21 protein-coding genes and 1 tRNA gene are annotated in these 18562 nt (G+C 35.9%); 14 read left to right on the top strand and 8 right to left on the bottom strand.

Annotated features, from left to right (window positions below; translation table 11 throughout):
• Positions 1-83 precede the first annotated feature (83 nt).
• From FVB9532_RS11965 to FVB9532_RS11940, 6 genes are all read left to right on the top strand, one after another.
• A complete protein-coding gene (locus FVB9532_RS11965; protein WP_150545416.1) occupies positions 84-845 on the top strand; it encodes a 2-keto-4-pentenoate hydratase in 762 nt (253 codons plus the stop codon).
• Between the two features lie 101 nt (positions 846-946).
• On the top strand, positions 947-1375 hold the full coding sequence (locus FVB9532_RS11960; protein ID WP_150545415.1) for a RidA family protein: 429 nt from the start codon (positions 947-949) through the stop codon (positions 1373-1375).
• Between the two features lie 642 nt (positions 1376-2017).
• Entirely contained in the window at positions 2018-3466 is a 1449-nt protein-coding gene (locus tag FVB9532_RS11955; RefSeq protein ID WP_150545414.1) for an aldehyde dehydrogenase, read from the top strand.
• A 78-nt stretch (positions 3467-3544) separates the two neighbouring features.
• Positions 3545-4330 (top strand): SDR family oxidoreductase, encoded by a 786-nt coding sequence (locus tag FVB9532_RS11950; protein ID WP_150545413.1) that lies wholly within the window; start codon positions 3545-3547, stop codon positions 4328-4330.
• A gap of 169 nt (positions 4331-4499) precedes the next feature.
• On the top strand, positions 4500-5582 hold the full coding sequence (locus tag FVB9532_RS11945) for an amidohydrolase family protein (protein ID WP_150545412.1): 1083 nt from the start codon (positions 4500-4502) through the stop codon (positions 5580-5582).
• Entirely contained in the window at positions 5582-6223 is a 642-nt protein-coding gene (locus tag FVB9532_RS11940; RefSeq protein ID WP_150545411.1) for an O-methyltransferase, read from the top strand. The genes FVB9532_RS11945 and FVB9532_RS11940 overlap by 1 nt, the downstream gene beginning before the upstream one ends.
• Here the strand turns inward: FVB9532_RS11940 and FVB9532_RS11935 are convergent.
• The 7 genes from FVB9532_RS11935 to FVB9532_RS11905 all read right to left on the bottom strand — a co-directional run bounded on the left by FVB9532_RS11935 (position 6218) and on the right by FVB9532_RS11905 (position 12351).
• Complete coding sequence (locus FVB9532_RS11935) at positions 6218-6793, bottom strand: phosphatase PAP2 family protein (RefSeq protein ID WP_150545410.1); 576 nt, start codon at positions 6791-6793, stop codon at positions 6218-6220. The genes FVB9532_RS11940 and FVB9532_RS11935 overlap by 6 nt on opposite strands.
• Positions 6794-6802: 9 nt before the next feature.
• The gene (locus FVB9532_RS11930) at positions 6803-7081 is read right to left on the bottom strand and encodes a Sec-independent protein translocase subunit TatA/TatB (protein WP_150545409.1); all 279 of its coding nucleotides are present in this window, start codon (positions 7079-7081) and stop codon (positions 6803-6805) included.
• 82 nt (positions 7082-7163) lie between these two features.
• The gene (locus FVB9532_RS11925) at positions 7164-9476 is read right to left on the bottom strand and encodes a M1 family metallopeptidase (protein WP_150545408.1); all 2313 of its coding nucleotides are present in this window, start codon (positions 9474-9476) and stop codon (positions 7164-7166) included.
• Positions 9477-9500: 24 nt separating this feature from the next.
• Positions 9501-10004, bottom strand: a complete 504-nt coding sequence (locus FVB9532_RS11920; RefSeq protein ID WP_150545407.1) for a DUF6702 family protein — start codon at positions 10002-10004, stop codon at positions 9501-9503.
• Positions 10001-10783 (bottom strand): BamP family beta-assembly machine protein, encoded by a 783-nt coding sequence (locus FVB9532_RS11915; RefSeq protein ID WP_150545406.1) that lies wholly within the window; start codon positions 10781-10783, stop codon positions 10001-10003. The genes FVB9532_RS11920 and FVB9532_RS11915 overlap by 4 nt, the downstream gene beginning before the upstream one ends.
• Positions 10774-11520 carry a BamP family beta-assembly machine protein gene (locus FVB9532_RS11910; RefSeq protein ID WP_150545405.1) on the bottom strand — a complete coding sequence of 249 codons (747 nt, stop codon included), beginning with the start codon at positions 11518-11520 and terminating at the stop codon, positions 10774-10776. The genes FVB9532_RS11915 and FVB9532_RS11910 overlap by 10 nt, the downstream gene beginning before the upstream one ends.
• Before the next feature lie 36 nt (positions 11521-11556).
• Positions 11557-12351 (bottom strand): BamP family beta-assembly machine protein, encoded by a 795-nt coding sequence (locus FVB9532_RS11905; protein WP_150545404.1) that lies wholly within the window; start codon positions 12349-12351, stop codon positions 11557-11559.
• A 110-nt stretch (positions 12352-12461) separates the two neighbouring features.
• On the opposite strand from FVB9532_RS11905, the gene pepE reads away from it, so the two are divergent.
• Positions 12462-13166 (top strand): dipeptidase PepE, encoded by a 705-nt coding sequence (gene pepE, locus FVB9532_RS11900; RefSeq protein ID WP_150545403.1) that lies wholly within the window; start codon positions 12462-12464, stop codon positions 13164-13166.
• Complete coding sequence (locus FVB9532_RS11895) at positions 13166-14080, top strand: glutaminase (protein WP_150545402.1); 915 nt, start codon at positions 13166-13168, stop codon at positions 14078-14080. The genes pepE and FVB9532_RS11895 overlap by 1 nt, the downstream gene beginning before the upstream one ends.
• 123 nt (positions 14081-14203) lie before the next feature.
• On the opposite strand, the gene FVB9532_RS11890 is transcribed toward FVB9532_RS11895, so the two are convergent.
• Positions 14204-14276, bottom strand: a tRNA-Gly gene (locus tag FVB9532_RS11890).
• A 114-nt stretch (positions 14277-14390) separates the two neighbouring features.
• Here FVB9532_RS11890 and FVB9532_RS11885 point away from each other — a divergent pair.
• The 6 genes from FVB9532_RS11885 (at position 14391) to FVB9532_RS11860 (ending at position 18557) form a co-directional block, all read left to right on the top strand.
• Positions 14391-14942, top strand: coding sequence for a ClpP family protease (locus FVB9532_RS11885; protein WP_150545401.1), 552 nt, complete (start codon positions 14391-14393; stop codon positions 14940-14942).
• Between the two features lie 6 nt (positions 14943-14948).
• Positions 14949-15233, top strand: coding sequence for a GNAT family N-acetyltransferase (locus tag FVB9532_RS11880; protein ID WP_150545400.1), 285 nt, complete (start codon positions 14949-14951; stop codon positions 15231-15233).
• 4 nt (positions 15234-15237) lie between these two features.
• Positions 15238-15681 carry a GNAT family N-acetyltransferase gene (locus FVB9532_RS11875; RefSeq protein ID WP_150545399.1) on the top strand — a complete coding sequence of 148 codons (444 nt, stop codon included), beginning with the start codon at positions 15238-15240 and terminating at the stop codon, positions 15679-15681.
• Complete coding sequence (locus FVB9532_RS11870; protein WP_150545398.1) at positions 15674-16414, top strand: M15 family metallopeptidase; 741 nt, start codon at positions 15674-15676, stop codon at positions 16412-16414. The genes FVB9532_RS11875 and FVB9532_RS11870 overlap by 8 nt, the downstream gene beginning before the upstream one ends.
• 86 nt (positions 16415-16500) lie before the next feature.
• Positions 16501-18018 (top strand): 2,3-bisphosphoglycerate-independent phosphoglycerate mutase, encoded by a 1518-nt coding sequence (gene gpmI, locus FVB9532_RS11865; protein ID WP_150545397.1) that lies wholly within the window; start codon positions 16501-16503, stop codon positions 18016-18018.
• On the top strand, positions 18018-18557 hold the full coding sequence (locus FVB9532_RS11860) for a TlpA family protein disulfide reductase (RefSeq protein ID WP_150545396.1): 540 nt from the start codon (positions 18018-18020) through the stop codon (positions 18555-18557). Before gpmI ends, FVB9532_RS11860 begins: the two co-directional genes overlap by 1 nt.
• The last annotated feature ends 5 nt before the right edge of the window (positions 18558-18562 follow it).

Here is an 18562-nt window from a genome sequence, read left to right as displayed (position 1 = left end):
GATGTGATCCTGAAATCAAAGATTCAACGTAATTAAACAAGTTCAGGATGACGATTTACTAAAAATAAACTAAATTAATAAAAATGACTCATCAGGAGATAGCAGAGATTTTAGATCAGGCCGCAAGGCATGCTAGACCCACATCACAATTAGCAGCCACTTACCAAATAGATTTAGATGCTGCTTATGAAATACAAAACCTTTGTGTTGGCAAAAGGTTAGACCGCGGCGAATATGTTACCGGTTACAAACTTGGTTTCACCAACCGTGCAAAAATGGAACAAATGGGCGTTCATGACCTTATTTGGGGAGTACTCACCAATTCCATGGAAATATTAAACAAAGAAGAAGTCGAAGCTAAGCGTTGGATTCAACCTCGTGCCGAAGCTGAAATTGCCTTTCGAATTTCTAAAGATATTGAAGAATCTGTAGGATTAAAAAATATCACCGATTACATCGACAAAATGGCTCCAGCCATTGAAATTGTCGACAGTCGCTATGAAAATTTCAAATTTGCCTTAGAAGATATGGTCGCCGATAATTGCTCTGCTTCTGCTTATGTGCTGGGGGATTGGATTGATTTAAAACCAAGTATTAACGATTTGCAAATTCATTTAAAAGTAAATCGCGAAACCTTAGCAGAAGGAAAAACCAATGCCATACTTTCCAATCCGCTACAATCGGTGGTAGAACTAAGCCGACTCGCTTCTAAAGCTGATACCATTATTAAAAAAGGACAAATCGTATTAGCCGGTGCAGCAACTGCTTCAGTACATTTTTCAGAAAACCAATCTATTGAAGCACAAATAGAAAAATTAGGAAAAGTAAGTTTTAAAACAAAATAAAAAAAGATAGGAGATGATAGATTTCAGGAGGAATGCTAAATTTTTCCAGTATTGATTTAAATCATACTCAAGTCTCATCCCTAACCGCTAAAAATCTAAAAATGTCAGGAAAAGTAATTGAAGGAAAAGCAACACCCAGAGGAAAATATCCACACGTAAAACGCGTAGGTGATTTTATTTATGTTTCAGGAACAAGTTCTCGTAGGCCCGACAATACGTTTGAAGGCGTTGAGGTAGATGAAATGGGCACCACTAACCTAGATATCAAAAAACAAACTGCTGCCGTTTTAGAGAATATCGACAGTATTCTTAAAGAAGAAGGCGCTTCTTTAAAAGATGTAGTCGATGTAACTACGTTTTTGGTAAATATGAACGATTTTGGCGGTTACAATGAAACTTATGGAAAATTCTTCGAACCCGAAACCGGCCCAACACGAACTACTGTAGCGGTACATCAATTACCACACCCGCATTTATTAATTGAAATAAAAGTGATTGCTTATAAAAAACAACAATACGCAACGCATTAAAGTTTGATAAACTCTCAGCTTTATGTTGTGTAGTTTGTTAACTATATAAATTGCTTCCATATTAAGTTCACGACATACATAGCGTAATTAAAAGGAAGAATATAAGTGATACATAAAAAATGTAGAAAAGAGCATAACCCTACAATAATAAAACTCAATTTATTTTGAAACCCAATAACTAAAGACAGCAAAATCAGTAACACCAAGACCACTATTATTAAGATACGATAAGGTACCGTATAGAAACCTCCACTGCACATTTGAGGTTCTAAAATAACAGGTAATAAGATAGACCCTGTAAATGCTAAAAAACTTATCCAGGTTGTTAAAAATAGTACTGAACTTTTAAACTTTTTCTTGATATAAAATAAAGATGCGACAAGAAAAATACATATGCTTACTGACAAATAAATGGATGTAATCCCTATTAAAAAAAAGTCAATAATGAAGACTAATAATAGGGTAATGATGGTTATAAGTAAAATAACAAATACATTTATTTTTATCCAATAGAAAAAATTTCGCCTCAAACTTTGCATCTACGAAAGATAACAAATAATTTTTATAAAAGTATTTAGCCAATTTTTCAACATGCGTTATATTTGAGTGGAATTTTCTAAGAATTCTACAATTTTTCAACCCATGCAACAATTACAAAATTATATTAACGGCGAATTCATTTCACCTATTTCTGATGAATGGATCGATAATTACGATCCCTCGAAGGGAGAAGTCTACAGCAAAATACCCCGAAGCAAACAAGAAGATGTAGAACTTGCTTTTGATGCAGCTAAACAAGCTTTCCCGGAATGGAGCAACACGACTTTAGAAGAACGCAGTAAAGTTCTATTAAAAATAGCTAATTTGCTTCAACAAAAATTAGTCGATTTTGCCAAAGCCGAATCTAAAGATAACGGAAAGCCACTTTCGCTAGCTTTAAATATTGATATTCCACGAGCTATTAGCAATTTTGAATTTTATGCGCATGCGCTTACCCAATTTGGAAGTGAATCGCACGAAAGCGTCGGAAAAAACACCATCAATTTCACCCTTCGAAAACCGATTGGTGTGGTGGGTTGCATTTCTCCATGGAATTTACCGCTTTACCTCTTTTCTTGGAAAATCGCCCCTGCCCTAGCTGCAGGAAATTGCGTGGTTGCCAAACCTAGTGAAATCACGCCGATGACCGCTTATTTACTTAGTGAAATTTGTATCGAGGCCGGTTTACCTAAAGGCGTTTTAAATATTGTTCACGGTTTAGGAAATGAAGTTGGTCAAGCTATTGTAGAGCATCCTCAAATTAAGGCGATCTCTTTTACCGGTGGTACCAAAACCGGAGAACATTTGGCAAGAACAGCGGCTCCAATGTTCAAAAAACTATCACTCGAACTGGGCGGTAAAAATCCGAATTTAATTTTTGCCGACTGCGATTATGAACAGATGCTCCAAACTACGGTAAAATCATCCTTTGCCAATCAAGGACAAATTTGTTTATGTGGCTCAAGGATTTTCGTAGAAGAATCGATTTACGAAAAGTTCAAAGCCGATTTTATTGCTGAAACAGAAAAGCTAAAAGTGGGTGTTCCCAGTGAAGCTTCTTCAGACTTAGGAGCCGTTGTTTCTGAAACCCATATGAAAAAAATCTTGGGATATATTGCTAACGCCAATCAGCAAGAGGCTAAAATTCTCACCGGAGGAAAACGAGTTGAAGTAAAAGACCACGAACATGGTTACTATTTAGAACCCACAATTATTGAAGTTCAATCGAATCGTTGCCAATTAAATCAAGAAGAGATTTTTGGTCCGGTGGTCACGATTATTCCGTTTAAAACAGAAGAGCAAGCTTTAGCTATGGCGAACGATGTGCGCTACGGACTTTCAGCTACGGTTTGGACGAGTAATTTAGATCGCGCTATGCGATTAAGCAATGATTTAGAAGCCGGAATTGTTTGGGTCAATACTTGGCTTAATCGGGATTTACGCACCCCGTTTGGAGGCATAAAAGACAGTGGCGTTGGTCGCGAAGGTGGTTTCGAAGCCCTACGCTTTTTTACTGAACCAAAAAATGTGTGTATTCAGTATAAGAGGTGAAAATGAAGTTGAAACTGAAATCGAATTTGAAGTTAGAAGTTAAGTTGTAAAAAATAAAAACGAATAGAAAATATATCTATGAATTTAAATTTAAAAAATAAAAATGCCTTGATATGCGGAGCGACCGGAGGAATCGGGAAAGCTTCTGCTTTGGCACTTGCTGCAGAAGGAGTAAATGTAACGCTCGTAGCTAGAAACGAAGATAAACTAAAAACCGTGCTCGAAGAATTAGATCATCACCAAGGACAAAATCACACTTACTTGGTAGCCGATTTTTCGAATCCGTCAACCTTAAAAGAAAAAGTTGAAGAAGCAACTCAAACCAAAGCTTACCATATTTTACTGAATAATACCGGTGGACCTCCGGGTGGTAAAATTTCAGAAGCTAAGACTGAGGAATTTGAAGCGGCTTTCACTCAGCATTTAATTTGTAATCATATTCTGGTTCAAGCACTGTTGCCCGGAATGAAGGAACGCGGTTACGGCCGAGTGATTAATGTAATTTCAACTTCGGTAAAACAACCTTTAGATGGTTTAGGAGTTTCCAATACCATTCGTGGTGCGGTAGCGAATTGGAGTAAAACCATGGCCAATGAATTAGGTGAATTTGGCATTACGGTGAACAATATTTTACCTGGAGCAACAGCAACAGGAAGACTCTCTGATATCATTAAAAACAAAGCCCATAAAACCGGAAAAACAGAAGAAGAAGTAACGCAAGCAATGCAAAATGCCATTCCGGCAAAGCGATTTGGACAACCGGAAGAACTGGCCAATGCGGTTACTTTTTTAGCCAGCGAAGCAGCAAGTTACATTAACGGAATAAACGTTCCGGTAGACGGCGGAAGAACAAAAAGTTTATAATTTCGCTCGCGTGAGGGATAGCAGCGGCATCCTTTTTTAGGTGTAAAAACTTCTCGACTCCGCTCGAAGTGACTCCTAAAAAAGATATAGCGAATAGCCCGGTTTTGAGATTTTATTTTTACCAAAATAAAATCTCAAAACACGCCAATAACCAACAACAAACTCAACCATGACAAAAAAATTACGTATTAACGGACATTCTCATTTACTGCCTTATCCAGAAGAAATTCCACAGTTTATGAAAGATAAAGAGATTTTCTGGGTAGATGAGGAGCGTAAATACATGCTACAAAAAAATTGGCGCCGACCAGTGACTGATTCTAGCTTTTTCTTAAAAGAAAAATTAGAATGGATGGAACGTTTTAAAATTGATCATGCCGTAGTGTTAAACCTTTCCCAGCTTTACGGAAATGGTTTGCGAGTAGAAGAAATGAAGCAGGCATTGCGGTTTCAAAACGATTTTAATGCTCGTGTGCAACACGACCATCCTACCAAATTCACTTGTGGTTTTGTGGTTCATCCCGGTTTTGTTCGTGGTGCGTTGTGGGAAATTGAGCGTTGTGTGGAAGAATTAGGAATGCGATTGTTATGCTTACCTACGCATTATATGGATAGCATCGGCACTTGGCGCTGTATTTTTGATGAAGAAAATGAGCCGATTTTTGAAATGGCAAGCAAGTATAATCTTGCGGTTGAAATTCATCCGTATGATGGAGAAAAATTTATAAAACTAGAAAACACATCTTGGCGTTTTCATTTAATTTGGATGTTAGCGCAGTGCGCGGATGCGTATCATTTTTTAACGCTGAACGGTTATCCTGACAAATATCCCAATATGCGAGTTTGTTTTGCACACGGTGGACAATTAGCGCAAATTAATTTAGGTCGAAGAATACAAGGCTTTGATGGCCGTCCCGATTTATTTGAAGGGAAAGTACATCCTAGAAAATCGGTAGGACACAAGAATATCTTTTTTGACACCTTGGTTCACGATACAGGTTCGTTAAAGTTATTGGTTGAAAACCAAAAGCCGAAACAAATCATTATGGGATTGGATGATCCTTATCCCTTAGGAGAAATGGAAAGCGCACCGCAATCTTCTTATCCCGGAAAAATCTTAGACCTAGCTAAAGAACGGGATATCATTACCGCAGAACAATATGATGATATTTGGGAAAACAACGTGATTAAATGGCTTTGCGGGGATGACGAACAAGCGAAAAAAGAATTAGTAAAAAGAATTACAGGCTAATGCATTTTTTACCGGAATCTATCGATCAATATGCTGAAGAGCATTCACAGACTGAACCTCAACTTTTAGCAGAACTCAACCGAGAAACGCATCAAAAAGTCTTGCAACCCAGAATGCTGAGTGGCCATTTTCAAGGTCGAGTGTTGAGTATGCTTTCTAAGTTGATTAGACCAAAACATATTCTGGAAATTGGAACTTACACCGGCTATTCTGCGTTGTGTCTAATGGAAGGAATTCAGCCAGGTGGAAGTTTGCACTCCATTGATAAAAACGAAGAGTTATACGACCTCCAACGAAAGTATTTTGATAAATCGGGCTTTGGTGAACACATGCATCAACACGTGGGAGTTGCTTTAGATATCATTCCGCAATTAGAAGAAAAATTCGACTTAGTATTTATCGATGCGGATAAAAGCAATTACCTCAATTATTTTGAAATTATTCTCCCAAAAATGAATACAGGTGGCATTATCCTTTCTGACAATGTGCTTTGGAGTGGTAAAGTGGTAGAAGAATTAAAGGAAGGTGATAAAGACACAGAAGTATTACTGGAATACAATAAAAAACTAGCTACCGATAAGCGAGTAGAAACGGTGTTATTACCTATTCGGGATGGTTTAACGGTAACGAGGGTTTTATAACTCTTCCAACTCTTTATCTCCCCTCGCCAACATTTTCTTACAGATTTTATAGATGATAAGGGCAATGATCACACCGAGCAAAGCACCCGCGGCTATATCTGAAGGATAATGAACACCTACGTAAATGCGACTTGTAGCAAATAAAATGGGCCAAATATAAAAAACATATACCCATTTAAAACGATGCCTCAACGCTAATACGATAAAGGTGGTAATTGCCATTGAGCTCGAAGTATGCCCGGAAACAAAACTGTAATAGGTAGGTTCTTGAAGAATCCTAATAATTTCTTTGAGATTTTCAGCATTATTAGGCCTGATGCGAGCAACTGAAGCTTTTATTAAACGAGTTAAACCAAAGGTGACTACAAAACTGGAAAGAAACCCAATACAAACAATAAAAGCTTGTTTTTTTTTATAGGCTATAAAAATTAAAATGAAAAAGATAATGTAAAGCGGAATCCAATATTCTTCTTGAGTTACTGCAATCCAAAAAGAATCAAAACGTTCAATCCCTAAACCATTTAAATAAATAAATAGTTCCCTATCCCATTCTTTTAATTGTTCAAACATTTACATGAATTAATTCTTCCTTTTAATAGAGCCGGTAATTTCTTCGATATCGTCTTTCACCTCTTCTACTTCTTTTTTGAAGTCTTCTCCTCCGGCATCTTGCATATGCTTTTCAGCACTATTGGTGATTTCATTTTTGATATCGTTGGTAGCGTCCTTTAATGTACGCATCCCTTTACCAAGCCCTCTTGCTATTTCAGGAATCTTATCGGCTCCAAAAACCATCACTAAAATGAACATAATAAAGGCTATTTCAGCGCCGCTAATGAATAATGGTAGTACTAACATAAAGCAAATATAGGCAGTAAAAATAGTATAAAAAAAGCTGACTCGTTAAAGTCAGCTTAAAAATTATTGTTTAAACCTTAGCTTAGTCCTTGGTTTGTTGTTCTTTGAATTTTTCAAACTCATTAGGCTTTTCTTCTTTTGGCCAAGCATTGTTTTCAGTATTTACATCGGCAGTTTCCATATCTGGATCTACAACTACACTTTCCAATACTTTATCAGTAGCCAATACACGACTTACTTCCTTATCGTTTCTTCTCCAAATTTGTGCTGGATAAGTTACTTTTTCTGAGGTACCATCTTTGTAGTTATAGGCTACAATTAATGGCATCACTAAACCTCCCGGCTTTTCAAAAGTCACTTGATAAAAATGCTTAGGAACTTTCATCTTTTTACGTTCCTGCTCGGTAAAATTATCCATCATATATTCTTTGAGCGTTGCTGCATTTTCTAATGGATCTTTTTTCTCTAAGTCTGCGTTATATTCTTCGCTAGCTCCTTCTACAACATAAACAGCTTGTACTTGACTTGGATCTTCAATACCATAATTGCTCAACACTTTTTTTCCTTCTTTGGTAGGTTGATCGGTGATGTAATAAGATTTTACATCTTTTACGCCCATATCTACATAATCGGTGGTGTAGAACCAACCTCTCCAATACCAATCTAAATCTATCCCGGAGGCGTCTTCCATGGTTCTAAAGAAATCTTCTGGAGTTGGGTGTTTAAACATCCATCTTTTTGCATAGGTAGCAAAAGCATAATCAAATAACTCTCTTCCCATAACCGTTTCCCGAAGAATATTTAAAGCAGTTGCAGGTTTTCCGTAAGCATTATTCCCTAATTGATATACGTTTTCAGGATTACTCATAATGGGAGCAATATATTCCTGATTTCCTTTCATATAACTGGTGATTTTAGTGGGTTCTCCTCGACGGGAAGGGTATTTATCCAAGGGCGCAATCGCTTCGGGATATTTTTCACCAAATTCTTGCTCAGCCATATATTCTACAAAACTGTTGAGGCCTTCGTCCATCCAACCCCATTGACGTTCATCACTATTCACAATCATCGGGAAAAAGTTGTGCCCTACTTCGTGAATAATTACACTAATCATTCCGAATTTAGTTCTATCGGTATACGAACCGTCCGGATTTGGTCTTCCGTAGTTCCAACAAATCATAGGATATTCCATTCCTTGGTTTTTAGCGTGTACCGAAATGGCTTTATGATAAGGATAGTCAAAGGTGTGGTCGCTATACGATTTTAAGGTATGTGCTACTGTTTTTGTAGAATAATCTTCCCAAAGTGGATTTCCTTCTTTTGGGTAAAGTGAAACGGCCATTACATTTTTACCGCCTACATCTACCGCTTGCATATCCCAAATATATTTTCTAGAAGTAGTAAAAGCAAAGTCTCTTACCATTTTTGCTTCAAACTCCCAAGTTTTGGTTTTATTGGAAAAACCTTTTTCGGCTTCCCTTGCTTCTTCTTCGGTTACGATAAATACGGGCTTATCAAAAGATTTCTTAGCCTGCTCGTAACGCTTCATCATTTTATCTGAAAATACTTTTTTTCTATTCTGAAGTTTTCCGGTTCCATCTAAAATATGATCGGCAGGAACGGTAATTTTTACATTATAATCACCAAAGGGTAAAGCGAATTCCCCACTTCCCCAAAATTGATAATTTTGCCATCCTTCCACATCATTATAAACCGCCATTCTTGGGAAGAACTGAGCAATCACATAATTGTAATTCCCATCTTCAGGAAAATACTCGTAACCTGAGCGACCTCTATTCACCACGTGATCGTTGATATTATACCACCATTTAATTGAAAATTCAAAATCGTCTCCCGGCTCTAACGTTTCGGGTAAATCTACTCTCATCATCGTTTGATTAATGATGTATTTTAAAGGTTTTCCGTCTTTGGAAACTTCTTGAATGTTGAAACCTCCATCAAAAGGTTCTTCTATATAATCTGACACAAAGCTGCTGGGCCGGTTAACAGGCTCTAGCTCTTTGCCATTTCTTAATGGCGATTTACTATCTTTTGCCCTTACATTTTGGTCTAATTGCACCCACAGGTATTCAAGCGGATCTGGAGAATTATTGGTATAGGTAATCGTTTCAAAACCGGAAAGCTTCTGGTTTTTATCATCCAAGGTAACTTCTATCTCATAATCTGCCGTATTTTGATAATAGGCAGGTCCCGGTGCTCCAGAAGCAGTTCTATATTGATTGGGCGTAGAAAATTCTTGGTAAAGCTGTCTAAACTTGTTTTGGTTTATGTGTCCTTCTTGAGGTTCACTTTTCTCTTGTTGTTCTTCTTGCGCAAATGCAGCTAAAGAGAAAACAGCCAATAGAAAAGTAAATAAGAATTTAGCTTTTTTCATTATATGTACTTGATTTTAGATTAATTAAAATTTCAGTTCTCCTTCAGGTTTATCTTTCATCAGCATCAAACTTTTAGTTTCATCTCCTTTTTTAAAATGAATTAAGTTCTTTTGCTCTTGGTATAAGTCGGTTAAAATAAGATTTGTTACGCTAACCTTATGAAAATCTTCCACCTGAGTGGCTTCAAAATAACAAATTATCAAATCGTCTTCATAGCGTTTTCCTATAAATTTTAAAGGAAGCGTTTTTTTGTTGATTTCAATTTTCAACTTGTCTTCAAAATATCGTTCAATATACAAATTTGTTTGTTCATTGTTTTTCCCACGGACTAATTCGATCGATTTATCATATCGGGTTTGCAATAATTTCTGAAAGTCATCTACAAAAATCCTACTTATCATCTGAAGGGATTTTTGTTCTTGGGCATATTCAATTTCAGTAATGCTCAGGTAATATTTATGGACCGATGTAAATGCGGAAAGGGAATAGATGAGACTAAATAAGACAATAATGCGTGTAAACTTCATTCTTCTCTACTTCTTAATTCTTTATAAGCTTTCGCTTTTTCTTTATAAAACTCTGAAAGTTTAAAAGTATTTTCTTTTTGGACTATTAATTCCCGAAATGGTTTAAAAGTCACACAATAATACAAGAAATCTTCTATCAAATCTTCATGAATATCTAGATCGATAACAAAAAACTCTAATGGACGGGAATTATAGGCTTTCACCATTAAATTCTTATCAATTTCATAATCGCGTTGCCGGTAAACCATTGCCAACCGTCCAGAAATAGCATTAATAATAGGATCTAAAGGAATAATACCACCTCCACTAGTAGTTGCGGTGTAAATTCGTCGTTGCGCAGTAGTAGGTTTGGGTTTAGTATTCACTGGTAAACCGTGTTCTTTAGGATCAAAAAAAGGAGAGGTTTCTATACGATTAGCATCTTTGTTTAAATCTCCCGATAAATCGATATCGCTAATCTTCACTTCTTCCAGTTCATTTACTAAAGGAAATAAATAAACTATATTCTTTTTCTGCTGAAGCATTGCTGAAGTCACCGTAATTTGATAAGGTTCATATTGAACCGAAGAAAAAATCACTTCGTCCCCTACTCCTGCGTCTATTACAAATTCGCCAGTAGAATTATTGGTAGTACCCAGTTCTTGAGTCAGGTTCACGATATTCACTTGGGTGAATGCAATGGAATCTGCGATAATTTTTCCTGAAAAGCGATCTTGAGCAAAGGAGGCTGCAGAAAAAAGCAGCAAAAGGATAGATATTGATTTTCTTGTTAATCCCATTCCTTAAAACTACGATAATCTTCTACTTTAGAAGTAAAAAATTCAATCACTTGCAGTTTAGCTTGTTGATGTACTAACTTTTCAAATCGTTCATCTTTCGCACAAAAATAAATGAAATCTTCCACGAATTCTTCAGGAATATGTAAGTCTTCAGTAAAAAAGGATTCCCGTACCATTTTTTTTGAATTTGCTACCACTAACTCAAAATCGGCAATAGCTTTCATTCGTTTCAACATATCCATTCTCCCAGACAGTATATCGATAACAGTAAAAATACCTCCAGTAGAAGCGGTGTATAATCTCCTATCTTCTACTGTCATAGGTTGAACGTTGGGGAAACCAAAAGAGGTAGAATTAAAAAAAGGCTTGGTTTTAATATTGGCAGCATCTTCTACCAAATTACCGGTTAAATCTATATTACTAATATTGACTTCTTCTAGTTCATTCACCAATCGAAACAAATAAATCTTATTATCTGTTTGCTGAAGAATGTCTAGAGTAACCGTAATTTGATAAGGTTCATATTGAACCGAGGAAAACATTATTTTGTCCCCTTCTTCAGCATCGATTATAAATTCACCTTTTGTATTATTGACCGTCCCAATTTTCTGGGTGAGGTTTACAATATTCACTTGCGTAAAACCAATGGAGTCTGCAATAATTTGTCCTTGAAATTGCTCTTGGCTAAATCCAAGAAAACCCATCAATAGGAATAAAAGAAGGTAAAAATGCTTCATAAGTAAAGTCTGTCTATTACATAAATAGACGTTACTTTATTTATTTTGTTGCATTTTATAAGCTTTACTTTTTTCAATTAAAAACTGAATCAAGGCAAGATCGTTTCCTCTTTTCAACATTTCTTTATGAAGGCCGTGCTCTTGTGCATAGAAAATAAATTCATTAATATTTTCTCTTTTTATATTTAGGTATTGGTTGAAAAAATCATCGTCGTAAACTTTTCTGATTTTGACATCAATATCTTCTTTAATCATATCTTTACTGGCATCCTTATCTCTTGAACTAAAGATCTCCCTAAAAATATTGGCAAAATTCAACCCGTTTTTCAAGTAACTTTTATCGATGGCATCATTATGAACTTTGGTTTTATCGTCAGGGCGTAATTCGTAATCATAAGTTTCCACTAATGCCAAACTCCCTCCATTTGGTGAATTAATGTCTTGTGTTTGAATTTTTTGCAAATCGACCTCTATATTTCCCGAAAGTCCATAAGGCCTAACCGTTACTTCTTCTAATTCTGTTACCGCTTCATTAATAGTAATATTAAGCTTTTTACTTTTCATTATATCTTCGGTAATCTCAACAGTAAAATCTTGGTATTGAATTCCTGAAAAGTAAAGTTTATCTCCTTCTGCCACCGCAATCAAAAATTCTCCGTAATTATCGGTAATCGTTCCTTTGGTAGTACTTAAGTTATATACATCTATAGAAGAAGCTTCATCATCAATAGGAACATTTATTTTTCCTTTAATAAGCATTCTACTACTCATCTGGGCGTGGAGAACAGTAGCTAAAAAAAAGATTGGCAAAAAGAGAAGTATTTTTTTCATTGTTAATTTTTTAGTTAAGTTACCAATAACTATCTTATAAAAAACCTAAAACGCGCGTAAACTTTTGTTAAAGCATGACTTTGCAATAAATTTACAAAAAAACTGACGATATGAACTGTATTATAGCCAGTACTTCTACTGTTCACGGTAGCAATTACTTAGCTTATTTAAAAGAAGCTTTAGAAGAATTATATAAAGATGTTTCTGAAATAATTTTTATTCCCTATGCACGTCCCGGCGGAATTTCACACGACGAATACACCCAAAAAGCTAAAGAAGGTTTAGCTTTTTTAAATAAGGAAGTAAAAGGACTGCACAAGTTTGAAGATCCTGCAGAAGCACTGCAGAGTGCTCAAGCACTTTTTACCGGTGGCGGAAATACTTTTTTATTGGTTTCGCAACTCTACAACCAAAAAGTATTAACACCCCTAAAAAAGGCTATTGAAAGCGGAACACCTTATTTAGGGACCAGTGCCGGAAGCAACATTTGCGGATTAACCATGGGAACCACCAATGATATGCCCATTGTTTACCCGCCAAGTTTTAAAACACTGGGAATTTTAGAATTTAATTTGAATCCGCATTACCTAGATCCCGACCCTACCTCTACCCACAAAGGAGAAACCCGTGAAACCAGGATTAAAGAATTCCACCATATGAATGCCATGCCGGTAGTTGGTCTAAGGGAAGGAAGCTGGTTACGAGTAAAAAATAACGACATTATTCTTGAAGGTGGATTAAATGCCAGGATCTTTGAAAAAGACGAAGAACCTTACGAAGTCGAAAACGGAACTTCTCTTAAAGATTTAGAATAATGGATTACCAAGCTATTTTAAATGTAATTGAAAAAGAACTGGAGCATTTTGATCCTGGCGGAAAGGTTCCTGATTACATTCCTGAACTGGCAAAAATACCTGCTAACAAATTTGGAATGCATTTGTATTGCCTTAATGGTGATGATTTTTGTTTTGGAGATCACGATGAGCGCTTTTCTATTCAGAGTATTTCCAAGGTCTTCACCTTGGCCTTAGCTAAAAAGCACGGCGGTAAGAAAATCTGGAAACGGGTAGATGTCGAGCCGTCCGGAGATCCGTTTAATTCTTTGCTACAATTGGAAAAAGAAAAGGGAATCCCCAGAAACCCATTTATCAATGCCGGTTCTTTAGTGATCGCTGATATTTTAATTTCTGAATTGGATAACCCCAAAGAACAGCTTCTCGAGTTTGTAAGGGAAATTAGTGATGACCCCAGTATTGAATATGATAAAAAAGTGGCTGCTTCTGAAAATGAACATGGGTATCGCAATATAGCACTCGTCAATTATATGAAAGCCTTGGGGAATATTGAGAATGATGCAGATGATATTTTAGACTTTTATTTTCACCAATGCTCCATTGCTATGTCTTGCCGACAATTGGCCAAAGCCTTTATTATTTTTGCCAACGAAGGAAAAACACTGAACACCAACAAGAAAGTTATTGGCGCGAATAGTGCCAAACGAATCAATGCCATTATGCAGACTTGTGGTTTTTATGACGAAGCCGGTGAATTTAGTTTTCGGGTCGGTTTACCCGGAAAAAGTGGTGTTGGCGGTGGAATTGTCGCCATACATCCGGGAGAATATTCCGTAGCGGTTTGGAGCCCTTTGTTAAATGAAAAAGGAAATTCAGAAAAAGGAATGAAAGCTTTAGAAGAACTTACTTCCTTAACCGGTTTATCAATTTTTTAAAAATTTCAAAAAAACTGATTTACTTGTATCTCGTTCAGCATAAACCTTCAATTAACAACTCACTCAACAACAACCTGTTAAAAACAAAAAAATCCTATCAATAAATATCGATAGGATTTCTAGAGCGGGAGACCAGGTTCGAACTGGCGACATTCAGCTTGGAAGGCTGACGCTCTACCAACTGAGCTACTCCCGCAATCGATGGCAAATATATCAAAAGCTTTATATTTTCACCAAATAAAATTTCAAAAAATTTGAGGTGACTTTTATGAAAATAATTCTATTTTTAAACAAATAAAAAATTGTAACCATGAGCAACAAGCCAGGAAAGTCTCAAGACCTGATTGACCATAAATTTTTAGAGGACCGTAAAGTATTTCTTTGGGGACAAGTAGACGATAAATCTGCTAAACATATTGTTGAGCGATTAATGTACCTAGATTCGCTAGGTAAAGAAGATATCCAGTTTTTCATTAATAGCCCGGGAGGCTATGTTACTTCAGGATTTTCTATTTATGATACTATGCTATCGCTTTCGTGCGATGTTTCTACCATTTGTACCGGATTAGCCGCTTCAATGGGTTCTATTTTACTTTCAGCAGGAACCAAAGGCAAACGTTTAATTATGCCACATGCCAAAGTAATGATTCATCAACCCAGCGGTGGAGCCAGAGGTCAAGCTTCAAATATTGAAATTCAGGCACAAGAGATTTTAAAAACCAAAGAGTTAAGTGCACAGATATTAGCCGATAATTGCGGACAGGATTTTGAAAAAGTGATGAAAGACTTCAACAGGGATTATTGGATGAACGCTGAAGAATCTCTTGACTACGGAATTGTAGACAAACAATATTCAAAATAAAAAATCATGAACCACGAAATCTTACATAAAGAAAATCTCACCAACGGGATGTTTTACATGCAAGACGATGAAGGTATTGTTTGTGAACTTACTTATGTAAAAAAAGAAAAGGTACTGGTGATCGACCATACCCAAACCAGAAAATCCTTAGAAGGAAATGGTTTGGCGAGTAAATTACTAGATCACACCGTAAATTACGCTCGGGAAAAAGATTTTAAGATAGACCCACTTTGTCCTTTTGCCGAAGTGAAATTTGACGAAAACGAAGATTACCAAGACGTAAAAGTATAATTCATTGAAAATACATATTAAAGAAGTCAACGTTGAAACTATTCTTCCCGTTAGGCAAGCTGTTTTAAGAAACGGCAAACCGCGGGAAGAATGTTTTTTTGAAGGAGATCATGCTGAAGAAACCATTCATCTTGCTTTGTACATAGATGAAGAGATTCAAGCTATAGCCACTATTCTAAAAGATAAAAGCGAAAAATTAAAAAGTAATAACCAGTTCCGCTTAAGAGGAATGGCTGTTATTCCGGAAGCTCAGGGAAAAGGCTTAGGTAAACATTTATTAGTATATGCCGAAGATTTAATCCATCAAAATCCACCCGCTATTTTATGGTTTTATGCCAGAAAAAGTGCTGTGAAATTCTATCAAAAAAATAATTTTGAAGTTTTTGGAAAGGAATTTGAGATTCCCACGGTAGGCCCACATTTTTTGATGTTTAAAAATTATGAATAGACGAAACTTTCTCCATTTATCTTTACTTTCTTCAGCAGCTGGTTTACTTCCATTCAATTCATTTTCATTTTTGAACTCTGCAGAAATTTCTACGGAAGAATTATTGGGCAAAGGTTCGCCTAGCTTATATGGTTCCGGTTATCAGATAAGAAAAGAAGCATACAGAGCCTTCTTAAAAATGCAAAAAGCGGCACAAACCGATGGGATTGCTATTCAAATAGTTTCCAGTTACCGAAGTTTCGATCATCAAAAAAACATTTGGAACAATAAATTTAAACGCTTTACACAACAAGGTTTATCACCTGTAGAAGCCATTGAGAAAATTGTAGAATATTCTACCATTCCGGGAACCTCTAGGCATCATTGGGGAACCGATATCGATATTATTGATGCTAACCCTAAAGCGCCTTCTTCCTTACTTCAGCCTAAAAATTATTACAATAAGGGTGTTTACACTCCACTTCGTGAATGGATGGATAAAAATTCAAAAAAATTCGATTTTTACCTGGTTTACACAAACGATAAAAGCAGGAAAGGTTTTAAACACGAACCTTGGCATTTTTCGTATTCGCCACTTTCCATTCCATACCTTAAAAAATACAGGAAATTAGACATCGATAAAGTACTCAAAGAAGATTCTGAAATTCGCGGCAATCAAAACTTTTCAGATACTTTTATCAAGAATTACGTAAACGAAAACGTTTTAGATATTAACCACTCTCTTTTAAGCTAAAATAAACGTTGTATGGCGGATAATTTTAGGAAAATATTATAAATTAGCGTTTTTTAAGTTTTTACCTTTACCCCAAACTTTACTTGATGTCAAAAAAAACAATTTTATTGATTTTAGACGGATGGGGGCTTACTCAAAACCCTGATGCATCTGCGATAGAAAAAGCAAACACTCCAAATTTCGACAAGCTTTACAAAGAATACCCTCATGCCCAGCTTCGTACCGACGGTATGAACGTGGGGTTACCTGAAGGTCAAATGGGAAATAGCGAAGTTGGCCATATGAATTTAGGAGCTGGTAGGGTTGTTTATCAAGATCTAGCCAAAATTAATATGGCAGTAGATAATGACACGTTGAAGGATGAGGCTGTTTTAAAAGAAGCTTTTGATTATGCCAAAACTAATGACAAAGCGGTTCACTTTTTAGGATTATTAAGTGATGGTGGGGTGCATTCTCACATTAAACACCTAAAAGGTTTAGTAAGTGCGGCCCACGACTCGGGAGTAAAAAACAAATACGTTCATGCGTTTACAGACGGTCGTGATGTAGATCCAAAATCTGGAAAAGGATTTATTGAAGACTTGCTACCTACGTTAAAAGAAAACGATGCAAAACTAGCTTCAATAATAGGCAGGTATTATGCTATGGATCGTGATAAACGTTGGGAAAGAACCAAAAAAGCTTATGATTTAATTGTTAAAGGCGAAGGGGAAGTAAGCACTGATAATCCTTTAGAAGCTATCCAAAATAGTTATGACAACGAGGTGACTGATGAATTCATCAAACCTATTGTAATTACTGAAAATGATAAACCTGTAACTAAACTTCAAAAAGGAGATGTAGTTATTTTCTTTAATTTCAGAACCGACAGAGGAAGACAACTTACACAGGCATTATCTCAAGAAGATTTTACCGATTACGATATGCATAAATTGAAATTGTATTTCGTAACTATGACTACTTATGATGAGTCATTTCAAAATATAAATGTAGTTTACAAAAAAGACAACATCAAAGCTACCTTAGGAGAAGCTTTAGAATATGCGGGTAAAACCCAGCTAAGAGCTGCCGAAACGGAAAAATACCCACACGTTACTTTTTTCTTTTCTGGAGGAAGAGAAAAACCATTCAAAGGAGAAGATCGTATATTAGTAAACTCACCGAAGGTTGCTACTTACGATTTACAACCGGAAATGAGTGCTTATGAGCTTACTGATAAGCTAGAAAAAGAAATCAAAAAAGCCTCTATAGATTTTTTCTGTATCAATTTTGCCAATCCAGATATGGTAGGCCATACAGGAGATTTTGATGCAGCTGTAAAAGCATGTGAAACCGTAGACGAATGTTTAGGCAAGGTTTATGAAGCTGCTAAAGAAAATTATAATATGATTATTCTTGCAGATCACGGAAATAGTGAAAAAATGGTTAATGAAGACGGAAGTGCCAATACCGCTCATACCACTAATCCTGTTCCGGTTATTTTGGTAAGTAAAGATAAAAAGGAAATTAATGATGGTATCTTAGGAGACGTTGCCCCAACTATCCTTGAACTAATGGAAATTGACCAACCTGAATTAATGACACAAAAATCTATTATAAAATAATGAAAATCAATAACCTAAAATCAATAAAGTTTAGTTTTTTACTATTTTTTTTAGTAAATTTATATACTCTTGCACAAGAAAAGAATCCTACTGCAGATAAAAACCATACAGGTCTTATCACTCAAGAAGACTTTAGAACAGGTTCTACTGCAGATTGGTTCATAAAAGCTTATGATGCTTACAAACCAAAGAAAAAGGTTTTAAAAGAAATAAAAAAGCCTATCAAAAAATACCATATAAAGGTTTTTATGGGAACATGGTGTCCCGATAGCAGAAGAGAAGTACCTAAACTTTTAAAGCTTTTAGATGATGTAAACTTTAAAGAAAAAAATCTGGAGATTTACTCGATGGATCGATCTAAATCTACAGAGAATGATTATGAAGAAGGATTAGATATTCAACGTGTACCAACAATTATTTTTTTCGACAAAAATGGGAAAGAAGTAAATAGATTTGTTGAATTTCCTCAGAAAACTTTAGAAAAAGATATTTTAAAGATTGTTACCGAACAACCTTACAAAAACGTTTACGCAGAATAAAATAA

It is taken from the genome of Mesonia oceanica (assembly GCF_902499555.1).
Lineage (GTDB): Bacteria > Bacteroidota > Bacteroidia > Flavobacteriales > Flavobacteriaceae > Mesonia > Mesonia oceanica.
Note: the sequence above shows the minus strand (reverse complement) of the source record. Positions and strands in the feature narration are given on the sequence as shown.